Annotated in this window: 11 protein-coding genes; 8 read left to right on the top strand and 3 right to left on the bottom strand. The window is 62.4% G+C overall.

All coding sequences use genetic code 11. The features are described 5' to 3' along the window. Positions 1–97: 97 nt before the first annotated feature. Genes dnaK through D5261_RS15120 form a run of 3 tightly spaced genes read right to left on the bottom strand, consistent with a single transcriptional unit; the run spans position 98 to position 2,646 of the window. Positions 98–1,987, bottom strand: coding sequence for a molecular chaperone DnaK (gene dnaK, locus D5261_RS15110; protein ID WP_119320494.1), 1,890 nt, complete (start codon positions 1,985–1,987; stop codon positions 98–100). Between the two features lie 9 nt (positions 1,988–1,996). Further along, positions 1,997–2,329, bottom strand: a complete 333-nt coding sequence (gene rpoZ / locus D5261_RS15115) for a DNA-directed RNA polymerase subunit omega (RefSeq protein WP_119320493.1) — start codon at positions 2,327–2,329, stop codon at positions 1,997–1,999. Further along, complete coding sequence (locus D5261_RS15120; RefSeq protein ID WP_119320492.1) at positions 2,326–2,646, bottom strand: MerR family transcriptional regulator; 321 nt, start codon at positions 2,644–2,646, stop codon at positions 2,326–2,328. Before D5261_RS15120 ends, rpoZ begins: the two co-directional genes overlap by 4 nt. 192 nt (positions 2,647–2,838) lie before the next feature. Here D5261_RS15120 and D5261_RS15125 point away from each other — a divergent pair, with 192 nt between their 5' ends. From D5261_RS15125 to D5261_RS15160, 8 genes are all read left to right on the top strand, one after another. Beyond that, positions 2,839–3,636: a polysaccharide deacetylase family protein gene (locus D5261_RS15125; RefSeq protein WP_125205874.1), complete on the top strand. Its 798-nt coding sequence runs from the start codon at positions 2,839–2,841 to the stop codon at positions 3,634–3,636. Between the two features lie 94 nt (positions 3,637–3,730). Beyond that, positions 3,731–4,867 carry a LacI family DNA-binding transcriptional regulator gene (locus tag D5261_RS15130; protein ID WP_119320490.1) on the top strand — a complete coding sequence of 379 codons (1,137 nt, stop codon included), beginning with the start codon at positions 3,731–3,733 and terminating at the stop codon, positions 4,865–4,867. A 94-nt stretch (positions 4,868–4,961) separates the two neighbouring features. Next, positions 4,962–5,417: a hypothetical protein gene (locus D5261_RS15135; RefSeq protein WP_119320489.1), complete on the top strand. Its 456-nt coding sequence runs from the start codon at positions 4,962–4,964 to the stop codon at positions 5,415–5,417. A 124-nt stretch (positions 5,418–5,541) separates the two neighbouring features. After that, positions 5,542–6,465, top strand: a complete 924-nt coding sequence (gene accD, locus D5261_RS15140) for an acetyl-CoA carboxylase, carboxyltransferase subunit beta (protein ID WP_119320784.1) — start codon at positions 5,542–5,544, stop codon at positions 6,463–6,465. Next, positions 6,458–7,480, top strand: a complete 1,023-nt coding sequence (locus D5261_RS15145) for an acetyl-CoA carboxylase carboxyltransferase subunit alpha (RefSeq protein ID WP_174721474.1) — start codon at positions 6,458–6,460, stop codon at positions 7,478–7,480. The genes accD and D5261_RS15145 overlap by 8 nt, the downstream gene beginning before the upstream one ends. A gap of 32 nt (positions 7,481–7,512) precedes the next feature. After that, a complete protein-coding gene (gene hisS, locus D5261_RS15150) occupies positions 7,513–8,805 on the top strand; it encodes a histidine--tRNA ligase (protein ID WP_119320487.1) in 1,293 nt (430 codons plus the stop codon). Further along, the gene (locus D5261_RS15155; protein ID WP_119320486.1) at positions 8,802–9,335 is read left to right on the top strand and encodes a DUF4149 domain-containing protein; all 534 of its coding nucleotides are present in this window, start codon (positions 8,802–8,804) and stop codon (positions 9,333–9,335) included. Before hisS ends, D5261_RS15155 begins: the two co-directional genes overlap by 4 nt. A gap of 55 nt (positions 9,336–9,390) precedes the next feature. After that, the gene (locus tag D5261_RS15160) at positions 9,391–13,158 is read left to right on the top strand and encodes a DUF3857 domain-containing protein (RefSeq protein WP_119320485.1); all 3,768 of its coding nucleotides are present in this window, start codon (positions 9,391–9,393) and stop codon (positions 13,156–13,158) included. Positions 13,159–13,175: the final 17 nt, after the last annotated feature.

A 13,175-nucleotide genomic window follows, 5' to 3' on the forward strand; every position in this document is an offset into this window, starting at 1 on the left:
CTCAGCGAAAGACGGGGGGCCGTCTGCCGCTGAGTCCTATCCGTGGTCGTCTATTATTCGAGTCCGTAGTCGTCTCTGATCGAGAATGGCGTCGTCGTCAAACGTCGCGGAATTCGCCTTCGATGGTCACATCGCTTTCGACCGCTTCGGGCGCGCCGCCACCGCCGAGCGCTTCCATGTTGTCGAAGTCCGGCGGCGGGAAGTCCGGCGCCGAGGCGGCTCCGAAGCCGTTCCCATTGCCGTTGCCCCGGCTGCGCGCTTCGTAAAACGCTTTGCTCAGCGTGAGCAGCGAAGAGTTCAGTTCTTCCAGACCCTGCCGCGCCGAAGGGCCGTCGAAGTTGTTGAGCGCCGCTGTCAGCTTGCCGGCGGCGTTGTTCACGTCGTCGATCAGCTTCTGATCGACCAGCCCGCGCGCGTCCTTGCCGATGCGAACCGCCTGATAGATCTGCTGATCGGCCTTGTTGCGGATCTCCTGCTCCTCGCGCCGCTTTTCGTCCTTCTTGCGATACTGCTCCGCTTCTTTGACCATGCGCTCGACTTCGTCGTGTCCCAGGCCGCTGGAGGCGGTGATGGTGACGTTCTGCATGTTGCCGGAGGCGATGTCCTTCGCTGAGACGTGGACGATGCCGTTCTGGTCGATGTCAAAGGTGACTTCGATCTTGGTGACGCCGCGCGGGGCGGGCTGAAGGCCCGAGAGCTGGAACTTGCCGAGAGTCTTGTTGTCGATCGCGAAGTCGCGCTCGCCCTGAAGCACGTGGATGTCGACCGCCGTCTGGTTGTCGAACGCCGTGGTGAAGAGCTGCGAGTGTGAGGTCGGGATGGTGGTGTTGCGCTCGATCAGCCGAGTGAACACGCCGCCCTGCGTCTCGATTCCCAGCGAAAGGGGCGTGACGTCGAGCAGAACGATGTCCGTCACATGTCCGCCAAGGATGCCCGCCTGGATCGCGGCGCCCTGCGCGACGATCTCATCGGGGTTGATGCCCTTGTGCGGCTCTTTGCCGAACATATTGCGGACCGTTTCCTGCACCAGCGGCATGCGCGTCATGCCTCCGACCAGCAGGACCTTTTCGATCTCGGCCGTGGTCAGTTTGGCGTCGGCCAGGGCCTGCTCGGTGGGTGCGATCATGCGCTCGATCAGGTCCTTGGTCAGCTCTTCCAGCTGGCTGCGCGTCAGCGACATTTCCAGGTGAGCGGGGCCTTCGTCGGTGGAGGAGATGAACGGCAGATTGATGTTCGTGGTGAAAACGGTGGAAAGCTCGACTTTCGCCTTTTCCGCCGCTTCCTTGAGGCGCTGCATCGCCATGCGGTCCTTGGTCAGGTCCACGCCGGTCTGCTTCTTGAACTCCGTGGCGAGCCAGTCCATGATCCGCACGTCCCAGTCGTCGCCGCCCAGGTGCGTGTCGCCGGAAGTGGCGCGCACTTCGAAGACGCCGCCGGCGAGCTCCAGGATCGAGACGTCGAAGGTGCCGCCGCCCAGGTCCCAGACGAGGACGATCTGCTCTTCGGACTTATCCTGTCCGTAAGCGAGCGCCGCCGCCGTGGGCTCATTGATGATGCGGACGATATTGATTCCGGCGATCTGCCCCGCCGCCTTGGTCGCCTCGCGCTGGGCGTTGGAGAAGTAGGCGGGAACCGTGATGACGCATTCGGAAATCACGTCGCCGAGGAAGACCTCGGTGTCGGCGCGCAGCTTCTGAAGGATCATCGCCGAGATCTCTTCGGGCGAGTACTCGCGGTCGTCGATGGTGACACGGTACTTCGTGCCCATCTGCCGCTTGATGGAAGAGATCGTTCGGTCAGGATTGGTGATCGCCTGGCGTTTCGCTAGCTGTCCCACGAGACGCTCGCCGGCCTTGGAGAGGCCGACGACGGAGGGGCAAAGGCGGCTGCCCTCGGCGAGGGTGATAACGATGGGGGAGCCGGACTCGTCGATCGCGGCCACGACCGAGTTGGTAGTACCCAAGTCGATGCCAACAGATTTCGCCATGATCGTTCCTTAAGCTGTGGTGATGTCTTCGTCGTTTGCGCCGGCTTCCTCACCGGTCGCGGCGACTGCATTCGCGCTGGCGCCAGAGTCCGCAACGCCTTGCGGGATCAACTGGCCTTCGGGATCGCCGGCTTTGGGCGTCGGCGTGAGCTCGGCGGCGCTTGCGGTGACCTTACCCGCGGCGATTTCCTCCAATGCAATCGTCAAAGGATTGGTGGAAGCCGTTTCGATCAAAATGGGGGCGCCTTCTTTGATCTGTTTCGCACGTTTGGCGGCGATGACAACCAATGAATAGCGGCTGCCCACCATATCTTCAATGGTGTCTGCCGAGGGGTAAATCAACTTTGTTCTCCTTCGCCGAACCTGCCGAGTTCCGACCGTCCAGTACTATTGTTCTCCATCTCCAGGATCAGCTTCACTCCGTTGATATTCACTCCACGCTCTTCCGTGAGATATCGTACGCGGGCGAGCTTTGCGATGTCGCGGTCGGAGTACAGACGGCGATCTTTCTCCGTACGCTGAGGACAGACGACGCCTTCTTTATCGAGGACGCGCAGAGTCCAGCTCGGAAGACCGGCCAGCTTCGCGGCGACGCTGATCACATAAACCGGCTCGTCCGCCATGTCGTGATCGACCGGGTCGCTCTGCGTGACAGACATCGCTTACTTTCCTGGGGGAGTAACCACACTTTACTCTGATTTGGGTCAGACGACGTTGCGCCTATCCCGCGCCTTATTATAGACTTAAGTCCCCCTGTTCGTCAAGCACGAAGCGAAAACAACGTCCATTATCGCGTATAATGTTCGGATTACAGGGCGCTGGAGCCTCGCTTCGCGTCAGAAAGCTCGCCCGTGTCCGATATCCTTACCCGTAATCGCATGCGCATCGTCGCCGGAGCCGCCGTACTCGCGCTAGTTGGCGCCGGCCTGGTCCAATGGAATCGCCACCGCGCCGTGCCGATCGAACGCGCTCTCAATCCCGCTTACTGGGTGCGCCACGCCCGCGGGCTGGACCGCTACGATCCTCAAACGGGACTGCTGGAGCATGGCGACCCGAACCTGCCCGAAGTGGCGCTGACGATCGATGACGGCCCGGATCCGCGCTACGGCCCTCAGATCGCCCAGATGCTGCACGATAAAGGCGTCGCCGCCACATTCTTCGTCGTCGGCGTCCGCGTGAAGCAATATCCCGAGGTCGTCAAGCAGATCGATGGACTCGGCTTCGAAATCGAGAACCATACTTACGACCACCAGCGTCTCGACAAATTGAAGCCGCATGAGATCGCGAACGAGATCCGATTCTGCGCCGCAAATATCGAGAAGGCGACCGGCAAGAAGACGACGCTGCTGCGTCCGCCGGGCGTGCAATATAACGATCAGGTCCTCGCCACCGCGAAATCGCTCGGCTACGCCACGATTTCTTGGACCTGCGGCGCGCGCGATTACGATCAACAGCCGGCGTCCTATATCGCGCAGCGAATACTCGACCGCAGCGAGGCGGGCTCCATCATTATTCTGCATCAAGATACTCCCAGCACCCTCACCGCGCTGCCCGCCATTATCGACGGATTGCGGTCGCGCGGATACCGTTTTGTGACCGTTTCGCAGATGCTCGACCATCTTCACGCCCGCAGGCCCAAAAGCGAATAATTTCTCTGTGTTGACAAATTTCTCCAGAATCGGGTAGCATCTTCATATAAAATTTATATAAAGATCGTAAAAGTTTTATGGGGATAAAAATGGTATGGCAGCACACAAAGCAGTAACGCTCAAAGACGTAGCCGAACTGGCGCACGTGTCACAGTCCGTCGTCTCCACCATTCTCAACGGGCGGCAGAATGGGATATTTGTTTCTGAAAGCACGCGTCGCAATGTCATCGCCGCCGCCGAGGACCTCGGTTATGTGGCCAAGCATCGCAACGCGCCGTCGATCCGCAAGCCCTCCATTACCGCCCATCGTTCCGGCGGCCTTCGGGAATCGCATCTCGTGGGACTGCTGCTTGGCCGCCGCTTCGGCGGCAGCCTCTTTACGGATATCTTTTACGGGGTGAACTCCGTTCTTTCTCAGGAAGGTTATCATCCGCTCGTTCTGGACACCTACGCGGATTCCTACACCAAGGCCGCCGAGAAGGAAGCGGAAGGACTACAGTACGCCCGGGACAACCGTTTCGCCGGCGTCGTCGTCTGGCATGAAGGCGGCGCCTCGAACGTTCCGCTGATTCAAGAGGTTCGCAACGAAATGCCCGTCGTCGCCATCGACCGCCGCGTGGTGGGCGTCGAACTGGACTTCGTCGGCACGGACAACTTCCAGGGCGCGTATGAAGCGACCAAGCATCTGATCGATCAGGGGCATACCCGGATCGCGCACTTGACGCGCCTGGAGACGACCGACGCCGCGATCGGTCGCCTGCGCGGCTACCAGCAGGCGATCACCGACGCCGGACTGGAAGTCGATCCTCGCCACATTCTTCTCGCGCTGGACAGCGGCCGACGGCTCAACAGCGATCTGATCCGTCAGGTCTTCACTTCGCCGAACGCGCCCACCGCGATCTTCCTGCTCGCCGACTTCTGGGCGCCGCCGATCTACGCCGAGCTCCGCCAGCTGGGCTTGCGCGTGCCTGAAGACGTCGCGCTCGTCGGCTTCGACGACGTGGTGCAGCCGGGACTGGACGGTTTGGAGCTGACATCGATGGCGCAGGACTTCGAGGCGATCGGCGCGACCGCCGGCCATATGATCCTGCGGCGGCTGGCCGATCCGGAAGCGACGATCGCGACGACCGTTTACCCCGCCACGCTTTCGGTCCGGAAATCCTCGCAGGCGGTGCAAAAGGCGTCTCCAATCCGCCGTATTCGGCCTTCGTCCGATCTCGTCGTCGCCTGATTCGGCGCCGCCGGTCATAACCCGGCATCTCTACCAATAAGCCATTCTCCTCCATCCGCCGAAGAAGATAGCAAGGGGACGGAGGAGACGATTAATGCAGCCTCGGCGCTTTTACGGTTACTACCTCATTCTGTCCGCCGGCTGTATCGGCGCGTTTTGTGTGTGGGCGCATTTGCCCCAGCGTATCGCCGTGCGGCAGGTCCGCGCGCGCAAGCCCTGCGCGGCGCTGCTGATTGACGCCCGCCGTTTGGCGGAAGCGCCGGACCACGCATCGCTCTTTCTCTCGAACTGCGCCGGGACCGTCCTTTACGCCCACACCGAAGCTGCTTTCGGAGTTTCTTCTTCCCGCCTGCATCGTTTCCGCAATATTCAGGACGCAAAACGCGCCGTCCACGCTCCCGCCGGCTCGGCGGTGGTGACCGTCCATCCACTCTTTTGGAGACGGATGGGCGGCTATGTGCTGAACGCCCGCGAAGCCGCCGGTGTCGTGGATTTGGAGCAAAACAGCACGCTCGGCGGCGACGAGCAGATCCTTCTCCTGACCCACTGATTCCCCGCATCCTCCATCCTGGCGCGTTCCTCTCCTCGAACATTCTTCACGTTTGGGCGGTCTAGGGGGTATAATGCACGAGTTTCCCCTGGACAATCATGACGGGCGACATGAGGACGAAGTTATGCCATCAAACGGCTGGTTTGGGAGAAGGTCTCAGTTTACGCAGGCGCGCGCGTCGCATGGCGCGGCGGCGATTCCTGATGGAGTCGCCACGAAATGCGTGAAGTGCGGCGAGATCATCTTCACTTCTGATTTCGAGAAAAATCTGAAGGTCTGCACCCACTGCGGTTTCCACCACAAACTCTCCGCCGACGAGCGAATCCGATTTACCGTGGACGAAGGCAGCTTCGCGCCGCTCCACGAAAACCTGCGCTCGGTTGACCCACTGCGCTTCCCGGAGTATCAGTCCAAACTGGATAAAGGGATCAAAGCGACGGGCATGCACGACGGCGTCCGTGTCGGCGTGGCCGCCGTGCAGGGCGTGCCGATCGTACTGGCCGTCGCGGACTTTAGTTTTATGGCCGCCTCCATGGGTTCGGTCGCGGGCGAGAAGATCGTGCGCGCCCTGGAAGAAGGCGCCGCGCGCCGCGCGCCGGTCGTGATCTTCACGGCGTCGGGCGGCGCCCGCATGCAGGAAGGTCTGCTGTCGCTGATGCAGATGGCGAAGACCTCGGCGGCGGCCGCGCGCCTGGCCGCCGCGAATATTCCCTATGTCGTTGTCATGACCGACGCCACCATGGCCGGCGTCCTGGCGTCCTATGCGTCGCTTGGCGACATCACTTTGGCGGAGCCCGGCGCCTTGATCGGTTTCGCCGGCGCCCGCGTCTCGGCCCAGGCGTCCACGGCGAAGCCGCCCGCCGATTACCAGACGGCCGAATGGCAGATGGCCCACGGGCAGATCGATCAGATCGTCGCGCGCAAAGACCTGCCCGACACCCTGGCGTCGCTACTGCAAATGCTCGGCTTCGCGCCGGAGACGACGCTGGACGATCTGGCGTCCGCCGCTCTCGTGGACGCCGATGAGGAGATCGCCGCAATTGGCTAGTTTGAACGTTATCGAATTCGAAAAATCCATCGCGGAGCTGGACGAGAACCTGTCCAAGCTTCGGCGCATCGTGATGGATCAGAAGCATCCGCAGAACACGGTGGATCTGCCCGATCAGCTCGCGAATCTGGAGCAGCATCGCACGGCCATTATCCGGGCCTGGTTTTCGAACCTGACGCCCTGGGACCAGGTCCTGCTGGCCCGCCACGAGAAGCGCCCTTACACGCTCGATTATATCGGCCATATGTTCTCGGGATTCCAGGAGCTGCACGGCGACCGTTTGTACGGCGATGACGGCGCCATCGTCGCCGGCTTCGCGAAGCTGGGCGACACGCCCGTCGCGATTGTCGGACATCAGAAGGGCCGCGACATCAAGCAGCGCCAGCATCGCAACTTTGGCTACGCGCGTCCTGAAGGCTACCGCAAGGCCGGACGTATTATGAAGCTGGCGGCGAAGTTCGGCGTCCCGATCGTCACCCTGATCGACACGCCCGGCGCCGCCGCCGACGTTTCGGCGGACGAACGCGGGATTTCCGAGGCCATCGCGCGCAATATGTTCGATATGGCGACCTTGCCGACGCCGATTGTCTCCGTGGTGATCGGCGAAGGCGGCAGCGGCGGCGCGCTCGGCATCGCGGTCGCCGACCGCGTTCTGATGCTGGAGCACAGCGTTTACTCCGTCATCGCCCCCGAAGGCTGCGCCGCCATTCTGTGGCGCGATCCTGAGAAGAAGGCCGACGCCGCGAAGGCGCTCAACCTGACCGCCCAGCGCGCCAAGGAACTGGGCGTGGTGGACGGCGTCATTCCGGAGCCCCTCGGCGGCGCGCACCGCGACTGGGAAGCCGCCGCCGAGAACTTAAAGGCCGCTCTGATCGAAAATCTGGCGCTCCTCAAGGATCTCTCCGGAGACGAACTGGTCGAGCGCCGCTACCAGCGCTTCCGCGCCATCGGCCAGTTTGAAGAGATCAAACCGATCGACATGGACGGCGATGTGTCCGAAGACGACGCGGCTTAATCGATTACGAGCATTCACGAAGAAGAGAACGCATGGGAAAATACGACCGCGCCCCTTATACGCATGACCTGTATCCCGGGGCCAATGACTGGCACGAAGACAGTGTCCGCGCCAATGTCCTGGAAGAGATCTTTCGCAATCTGTGCCGCATTTACGGTTACGGCGAGGTGAGAACGCCCGTTTTCGAGGAAACGGAGCTGTTCACGCGCACGATCGGCGAAGGGACGGATATCGTCTCCAAGGAGATGTATACCTTTACGGATCGCGGCGGCCGCTCCATGACCCTGCGGCCCGAGGGAACGGCGCCGACGATTCGCGCCTATCTGGACAGCACGCTCCCCAGCCGGGGCGGCGTCGCTAAGATGTTCTATATCGCTTCGATCTTTCGTTACGAGCGGGGACAAAAGGGACGGTATCGGCAGCATCAGCAGTTCGGTGTCGAAGCGCTCGGCGCGGACGACCCCGCGCTGGACGCCGAAGTCGTGCAGATCGCCCTGTCGTTCTTTCGCACGATCGGCATGCGAAATCTGACGCTCAAGCTTAACTCCGTCGGCTCCACGGAATCGCGGGCCGCGTATCTGGCCGCGCTGAAAGCGTATGTCGAGCCGTTCTTAAGTGAGTTCAGCGACGAGGGCAAGGCGCGCTTCGAGCGCAACCCGCTGCGCATGCTGGACACCAAGAGCGAGCGCGAGCTGAAGATCCTGGCGAATGCGCCGCATCTCTCCGAGTACCTGTCTCCGGAAGAGAAAGAGCACTTCGAAGCCGTCTGCGGTTATCTCAATGCGGCCAGCGTCGAGTATGTGCTGGATCCATATCTGGTGCGCGGATTCGATTACTACACCAAGACGGCGTTTGAGATCCAGTCCCCCGATTTGGGCGCGCAGAACGCGGTTGGCGGCGGCGGACGCTATAACAAATTGGTCGAAGAGATCGGCGGCAAGCCGACGCCGGGGATCGGCTTTGGTCTCGGCACGGAGCGCGCCTTGCTCGCGCTTCAGGCGCTGGGCGTGGAAATGCCGCTGCCGCCGGGGCCGACGGCTTTCTTCGTGACGCTGGGCGACGCCGGGCGCACGGCGGCGGTCAAGCTGCTGAGCGATCTGCGCAATGCGGGCGTCGCGGCCGATATCGACTACACGGGGCGCACGATGAAGACGCAGATGCGCGCCGCGACGCTGGTCAACGCCCAATACGCCTTGATCTTGGGCGACGACGAAGTGGCGTCCCAGACCGTTCAGGTCAAGGACCTCGCCGCGCGCGAGCAGCGCGCCGTGGCGTTTTCCGATCTTGTCGCCGAACTCAGCAGCTCGGCGCCGGGGACCCCATGAACTTCTGGCTCTCGGTCGCCGCGCGCTGGGTCCAGGGCGTCGCGCTCAGTCTCTGGCTGGGCGGGGTGATCGCGATCGGCGCGCTGGCCGCGCCAGCGGCGTTTCATGTGACGCGCGCTCATGCGGCGCTCGCGGGCAATTTGGCGCTGCAAAACGATATCGCCGGGGCGATCATCGGCCAAGCGTTCCGTAACTTCAATGTGCTCTGCATCGTCTGCGGCGTTCTTTTGCTGCTGTCCGGAATGGCCGTGGCGCGTCTGCGGCCCAGTCCGCGCGTTCGCCGGCTCACGGTAATTTCCTCAGTCGTCACGCTCATTTTGCTGGGGCTGACGGTATACTTACAGTATGCTCTCTTCCCGGTGATCGACGCAGCGAAATTACAGCAGCACTGGCCTCTTTTTGATCGTCTCCACCACCTCTACGTGGGAATCACAAACGCGCAGCTGCCTCTTCTCCTCGTGGTCGCCTGGGTTATCTCTCTGCGAGATACGGCAAGCACTTCGCCGGTCTCCACTCTTTCTTCCAACTAATCGATGACCGCGCCTCCGCCGGGCCATGCTTCGCCCGGCACAAGGATCACTCTGCATGATTTCCATCCCTGCGTCACGCCGTCACCGCACGCTTGCCCTCGCCGGCGCGCTCGCCTTACTTTCCATCTCCGCCGGTCATTCTGCTTTTGCCGAAACGCGTAACGCCACGGCGTGGGAGCGTCTGTGGAAAAACGATGACGCCGGCGCCAAACGGACCTTCAAATCCGCCCTCGCGACAAACCCCAAGGACGCGGACGCTCTGCGCGGCCTCGGCTGGATCGCCTGCAACGCCGACGACAAGCAAGGCGCGCTCCAGCTCTGGAGCCGAAGCATCGCGCTGGCGCCGGGCGATTGGACGACGGAGGGACTCTGGCATTGCGTGACGACGCTGGACGATCGATCCTCGCGCCACGAGTACGCGGAGGCCGCCGCGCGCGCCATTCTCGCGAGCCCCAAGGCGTCGCCGTCGCTGAAGGAGTCCGCGCTGGTAATTGTCGCCGACGCCGATGAGCAGCGCGGCGCCGGGGCGAAGGGGGACGCGGAGCGTTCGTCACTGCAATACATTCGGAATTGGAATATCGCCGGCCCGTTCGAGAACGTTTCCCACTCGGGGTTCGATAAGCCGTTCGCGCCGGAGCAAGAGTTGGATTTTCAGAAATCCATGACCGGGCGCGACGGCATGAACCTGAACTGGCGCCGCCTGGCGCTGATCTCTCGCGAAGGAACCTGCGAGGTAAGCGTGAGTATCGGCGATAACCTGGAGGATATCCTTTACGCCGTGACCGCGATCCAATCGGCGTCGGACCAGGAAGCGACGCTGTCCTTTGAGCGAAGCGGAGCGGCGAAGCTCTTTTGCAATGGAAAACCCGTGTTCTCCAGCGACGCCTATGTGGACTCTCGAAATATCGACGATCCTGCCCTGATCCCCGTCCACTTGCGCAAAGGGTGGAATACGCTTCTGGTCAAGCTCGCGGATGATCCGAGTGTCGCCGCGAACTACCGTCTTCGCGTCCTGGGGGCGAATGGGGCTCCCCTGCCGCTGGGCGGCGGCGCGTCCGTGGATCCCGCGCACGCGAGCGGCGCCGTCGACGGGGCGGCCGCCGAGCCGGGCGCGCTGCCGGTCGCTCTCGTCGCGGCCATGCAGCCGCATCTGGACAGTGTCGAGGGGGCGCTGCTTCTGAGTGACGCCCTGGAAACGATGCATGATTACCGGCAGGCCGAGACGGTGGTGCGCAAAGCGATCGAGGCGCATCCAGACTGCGGCGCCCTGCACTGGCAGCTGAGCCAGACGCTCAGTGACGACAGCCGCACCGACGACGCCCGCGCCGAGCGTGAAACGGCGCGAGGCTTGAACGGTCATCTTGCGCTCGCCGAGCTCAACGCCGTGATGATCGATCACTCGGAAGATCCCGCCACGGATCAGATCGCGCAGACGAAGGCGCTGCGCGGCCGATTCCCGGCGAGCTCGGATATCACCTGGTGGCTGGCCGGCGTTTATGAGGATGCGAAGCTGAGCGCGGACGCCTTTAAAACCGCGAAGGAAGAGATCGCCCTGTCCGGGGGATCCGCGGATGTCCTGCGACTGGTAGGGATGTACCGTGACGCCGACCGCAATACGGACGCCGCCGCGTTGCTGAAACCCGCGCTGGCGAAGGATCCCGCCAATGTGGCGCTGCTGGACAAATGGGCGGAGATCTTAGGGCAGCGCGACGACTCCGCGCCGGCGATCGCCGCATATCGCCGCTTGATTACGCTCGATCCCGGAACCGCCGGGCACGATGCGGATCTGGCGGCGCTTTACACCGGGCAGGGCGACGGGGCGCGCGCCGTCGAGACGCTGAAAACCGCGCTGCTCAAGCAGCCACAGGACGCCGATCTCTATTCTCAGCTCGGCGACGCGCTTCAGGAGGCGCATCAGGCGAAACCGGCGCTGGCGGCTTACCAGCAGGCGATCATGCTGGATCCGTCGCAGGTCTCGCTGCGCGCCAAAATGGACGCCCTGTCGGGGCGCAAGCCGGTGATCGATCTCGCGCCCGCGCTGCCGTCGCCGTCGCTGAAAAACCTTCCCGCCGATTCCGCCTCCGTTACCATGCTGCTGGACGAAGGCCGTGAGGTTGTCTACCCCGACTACGCCACGGTCACGCGCTATCACCAAGTCGTCCGTGTGAACGACGAAGCCGGCGCGGCGGCGTTCCGATCTTATCCGTTGAATCGGACGACCGGATCGGCGACACTGACAGTCGAGCAGGCGCGCGTCACCAAAGCGGACGGCAAAATCGAGAACGCCAGCAACGATGAAGACGGAGCGTCGGCGAATTTCCCGTCGCTGGTCGCTGGCGACACGATCGACGTCACTTATCGTGTCGAGGATTACCAGAAGGGCGGTCTCGCGCACCAGTTCTGGGGCGAATGGTATTTCAACGATTTCGATCAGCACGTTAAGACGTCGCGTTTTGCGCTGATCACTCCCAAGGACATGAAGTTCCAGGTGCAGGCGCACGGCTCCGTTCCGCAGGCGTCGGACCGCACCATGGGCGGCTGGCGGGTTCAGGAGTGGCGCGCCTCGGATGAGGCGCCGCTGAAGCTCGAAAAGGGCGGCGGCGCCATGAACGATTCCGCCGTTTGGCTGGACTTCTCCTCGATCCCGGACTGGGCCTCCATCGTACGCTGGTATCAGGACCTGTCGAAACCGCGCACGCAGCCGGACGACGCCATTCGCACGCGGGCGGCGATCCTGACGAAGGATGCGCACACGGATTCCGAGAAGATCAAGGCGATCGAGGCGTATGTCGCCAAGGATATCCAGTACCAGTCATCGCCGTTCCGCATGAGCGCCTTTGTGCCGACGGAAGGCAAGCAGGTCATCCGGGAGCACTACGGCGATTGTAAAGATAAAGCGGCGCTCCTGACGGCGATGCTGGCCTCCGTCGGCGTGAAGTCGGAAATGGTGCTGCTCAGTCCGCGCAACTATGGCGTGACGCCTTATCTTCCGTCGCCCCGGTTCGCTCATGCGATCGCTCTCGTGCAGACGCCCGATGGGCCGCGTTACATAGACGCCACCGCCGACAAGATGGGGTACGGCGATCTGCCGTACGGCGATCAGGATGTGCCGGCGCTGCTCATCGACGACAAAGCGTCGGATCTGACAAAGATCCCGGCGCTGCCGATCGACGACAACGGCATGAACGTCGTTTATACCGGCAAACTCGCCTCCAACGGCGATCTGGATGGTGCGCTGGCGCTGACCGCTACAGGGAACTGGGGATGGGTGCTTCGCTCCGCCTTCCAGTCCGTCACGCGGGACAAACAGGACGATCTCCTGCGCTCCGTGGCGACATCGCTCTTCAAGACGCTCACATACAAGAGCGGCTCCGTGGAGAAGCTGGATGATCCGAATGCGCCTCTGGTCATGAGGATCGCGTATCACGCCGATCACTATGCCAGCGTCGCCGGCAACTTCTTGCTGGCGCCCCTGCCCTGGGGCGCCGGGGGAACGCCGCAGCATCCAGACGATTTGATGAGCAATGGCGAGCGTAAGCAGGATCTGGAGATGGGACTCTCGCGCGGCTCCTATCACAGCACCGTCTCTTTGGAGCTCCCGGCGGGGTACGCCGTGCAGGATCTTCAGCCGCTGGTCGAGCAGAAATCCGACTGGGGGAACTATCGCGCCAATTATCGCGTCGATGGAAATACGCTGTACGCGGATCAGTTGTCGACAGTGACGAGTTATCGGATCGCGGCGGCGGATGTGCCGAAGCTGGTCGAATATCTCAAAACCACGAACAGCGATTCCAGCAAGCAATTCGTGCTCAAAAAGCCCTAGAAAACGAAAGAAAGTCC

Source organism: Capsulimonas corticalis (assembly GCF_003574315.2).
Classification (GTDB): domain Bacteria; phylum Armatimonadota; class Armatimonadia; order Armatimonadales; family Capsulimonadaceae; genus Capsulimonas; species Capsulimonas corticalis.

Coding starts and splice junctions, on each gene's coding strand:
- dnaK (WP_119320494.1), bottom strand. CDS start 1,987: ATGGCGAAATCTGTTGGCATCGACTTGGGTACTACCAACTCGGTCGTG.
- D5261_RS15120 (WP_119320492.1), bottom strand. CDS start 2,646: ATGTCTGTCACGCAGAGCGACCCGGTCGATCACGACATGGCGGACGAG.
- D5261_RS15130 (WP_119320490.1), top strand. CDS start 3,731: ATGGCAGCACACAAAGCAGTAACGCTCAAAGACGTAGCCGAACTGGCG.
- D5261_RS15135 (WP_119320489.1), top strand. CDS start 4,962: ATGCAGCCTCGGCGCTTTTACGGTTACTACCTCATTCTGTCCGCCGGC.
- accD (WP_119320784.1), top strand. CDS start 5,542: ATGCCATCAAACGGCTGGTTTGGGAGAAGGTCTCAGTTTACGCAGGCG.
- hisS (WP_119320487.1), top strand. CDS start 7,513: ATGGGAAAATACGACCGCGCCCCTTATACGCATGACCTGTATCCCGGG.
- D5261_RS15155 (WP_119320486.1), top strand. CDS start 8,802: ATGAACTTCTGGCTCTCGGTCGCCGCGCGCTGGGTCCAGGGCGTCGCG.
- D5261_RS15160 (WP_119320485.1), top strand. CDS start 9,391: ATGATTTCCATCCCTGCGTCACGCCGTCACCGCACGCTTGCCCTCGCC.